General features: G+C 66.3%; 3 protein-coding genes. All 3 read right to left on the reverse strand.

All coding sequences use genetic code 11. The annotated features are described in order from the left end of the window. A partial coding sequence (locus Mlute_RS14755; RefSeq protein WP_119361292.1) for an ABC transporter substrate-binding protein occupies positions 1–899 on the reverse strand: 899 nt, incomplete at its 3' end. Positions 900–914: 15 nt separating this feature from the next. Beyond that, positions 915–1,730 (reverse strand): carbohydrate ABC transporter permease, encoded by an 816-nt coding sequence (locus tag Mlute_RS14760; RefSeq protein ID WP_119361293.1) that lies wholly within the window; start codon positions 1,728–1,730, stop codon positions 915–917. Beyond that, positions 1,714–2,484 (reverse strand): SDR family NAD(P)-dependent oxidoreductase, encoded by a 771-nt coding sequence (locus Mlute_RS14765; protein ID WP_119361294.1) that lies wholly within the window; start codon positions 2,482–2,484, stop codon positions 1,714–1,716. The genes Mlute_RS14760 and Mlute_RS14765 overlap by 17 nt, the downstream gene beginning before the upstream one ends. Between the last annotated feature and the right edge of the window lie 164 nt (positions 2,485–2,648).

The following is a 2,648-nucleotide window of genomic DNA, read 5'->3' on the forward strand; positions in this document are numbered from 1 at the left end:
TTGACCCCGGCCCCACCCGGCACGGGGACCAGGGCCACTTTGCCCGCCACCTGGGGGCATTGCTTGGCGTCGTCCAGCTGCGGGAGCATCCACCAGTAGGTGATCATGCTGAAGGCCCCGCCCTGGCACATCACGCGGAACGTATCGTCCAGATTGGCGTTCAGCGCCCCTTTCTGCGCCCCCTGGCGGATGTTGCGCACGTAGAGGGTCAGGGCCCTCTCCCCCTGGGGGCTGCTCAGGGTGACCCGCCAGTTCTTGTCCACGTAGTCCCCGCCCGCAGCGAAGAGGTAGTTGGAGAACTCCATGAAGTTGGGGTCACCCCGCTGCCCCTGCATGGCCGCCCCCGCCACCCCGGCGTTTCGGGCCATAAAAAGGGAAAGGTCCACGTACTCCTGTAGGGTCTTGGGGAGGGCCAAGGCCCTGTTAAACTCCCTCCGGAAGCGGTCCCGCAGGTCCTGCCTGTTCAGGAGGTCCTTGCGGTAGATGAGCCCCATGGCGTAGTTGTACATGGGGATCATGTAGAGGGTGCCCCGGTAGTAGCCCACCAGTTCCAGCATGGAGGGGTAGTAGACGGAGAGGTCAAAACCCGAGGCCTTCACGTAGGGTTCCAGGGGCTCGAGCCACCCCGCCGCCGGGAACTCCCCCGCCCAGAGGAAGTCCACCTCCAGGAAGTCATAGGCGCTTTCCGGGGCCAGGAGCTGGGCCACCAGCTTGTCGTGCATGGCGCTGTACTGCACCTTTTCAAACTCCACCCGGATCCCCGTGGCCCGCTCAAACTCGGGGAGGAGGGCCTCGATGATCCGCGTTTCCGGCACATCCTCCATGAGGGCCCTTAAGACCACCCCCTGGGCCAGGGCGAGGCCCATGACCACCCATCCCATCACCAACCAGCGTTTCATCCCAAACCACCTCCTTCACTTCACCGCCCCCAAGGTGAGGCCCGCCACGAGGTAGCGGTCCACCGTGCGGGCGAGAAGGGCCACGGGAAGGACGGAAAGCACCACCCCGGCCGCCACCTGCGCGAAGAGGACACCCCGTTGCGTCACCAGGGTGGAAAGGGCTACCGGGATGGTCTGGGTTTCCCGCCCCGAGAGGAGGAGGGCGAAGAGGAACTCGTTCCAGGAGAGCAGGAAGCCCAAGACCCCGGCGGCGAAGAGCCCGGGGGCGGAGAGGGGCAGAACCACACGGAAAAACGCCTGCAGGGGGGTAGCCCCGTCCACATAGGCCGCCTCCTCCAGCTCCCGGGGCAAGCCCTGGAAGAAGCCCAAAAGAAGCCAGGTCATGAAGGGGAGGGCAAAGGCCAGGTAGGCGAGGAGCAAGGCCCAAATCGTCCCGGAAAGCCCCAGGGTGCGGAAGAGGGCAAAAAGGGGCAGGGCCAGCACGATGGGGGGGAGCATCTGGGTAGCCAGGACGCCAAAGCGGAGGCCCTCCCCCCCCAGGCGGTGGCGGGCCAGGGCATAGCCCAAGCCGGCGGCGAGGGGAAGGCCCACCAGGACCACGAGGGAGGCCACGAGGAAGCTGTTGCGAAACGCCTTACCGAAAGGGCCTTCCAGGACCCTGAGGAAGTTCTCCAACGTCCAGGGCCCGAAGGCGGGAGGGAGGGCATAGGCGAGCCCCTCGGGGAGCAGGGCGCTCCGGAGGGTCCAGAGGAGGGGGAGGAGGAACGCCAGGCTGAAAACCCATAGGAGGGCGTGGCCCAAGGTTTTTAGAGCCTTAGAAGATCCAGGCACCGCCGTTCACCTCCAGGGCTTCGCCGGTGAGGAAGTCCGAATCGGGGCCCGCCAGGAAGCTCACCGCCTTGGCCACATCCTCCGGGGTTTGCAATCGGCCCAGGGGGGTCTGCCGGAGGTAGTCCCGAAGCACCTCCTCCGGGGTTATCCCCCTGAGCCTCGCCTCCCAAGCCACCTCACGCTCCTGCATGGGCGTGCGCACGAAGCCCGGGTTCACGGCGTTCACCGTGACCCGGTGGGGGGCGAGTTCCTTGGCGGCAGCCTGCACCAGCCCCAAGACGGCGAACTTGCTGGCGGAGTAGTGGGCCAGGAGGGGGGCCGCCTGGCGGGCGGCCATGGAAGCGGTGGCGATGATCTTGCCCCTAAGCTCCCGCCCCGGCATGAGGTCCTGGGCCACCATGGCCCGGGCGAAGGTCTGGAGGGTGAGGAAGGTGCCCTTGGCGTTCACGTTCATGTTGTAGTCCCACTCCTCCTCCGTAAGGTCTAGGAATCGGTTCATGGTGGAAACCCCGGCGTTGGCCACAAGGACGTCCAGCCGGCCATCCTCTCCATATACGCGCTCCCGGGCCTCCTCTAACTCTACCCGGGAGGTGACGTCCAGCCTCAGGTAGGGCATGCCCAAAGCCTCCCCCACCGCCTTGGCCCAGGCCTCCTCCCGGTCAGTGATCCAGACCTTAAACCCATCCTTGACAAGCCTTTCGGCGATGGCGCGTCCAATGCCGCTGCCTGCTCCCGTGACCAGGGCGTTAGGCATACAACCTCCAAAGCTTCGGATAGAAGTCCTTGAGTCGCTCGTAGAGCTCCCGGTAGCGGGCGTAGCCCTCCCGGTAGACGGAGATCCAAGCAGGCTCGGGCGGCGTCACCTCCGCCACCTCCCGCCGCAGGTCGCCGAAGCCCCATAGCCCCGCCGCCACCCCC

This window comes from Meiothermus luteus (genome assembly GCF_003574085.1).
GTDB lineage: Bacteria > Deinococcota > Deinococci > Deinococcales > Thermaceae > Meiothermus > Meiothermus luteus.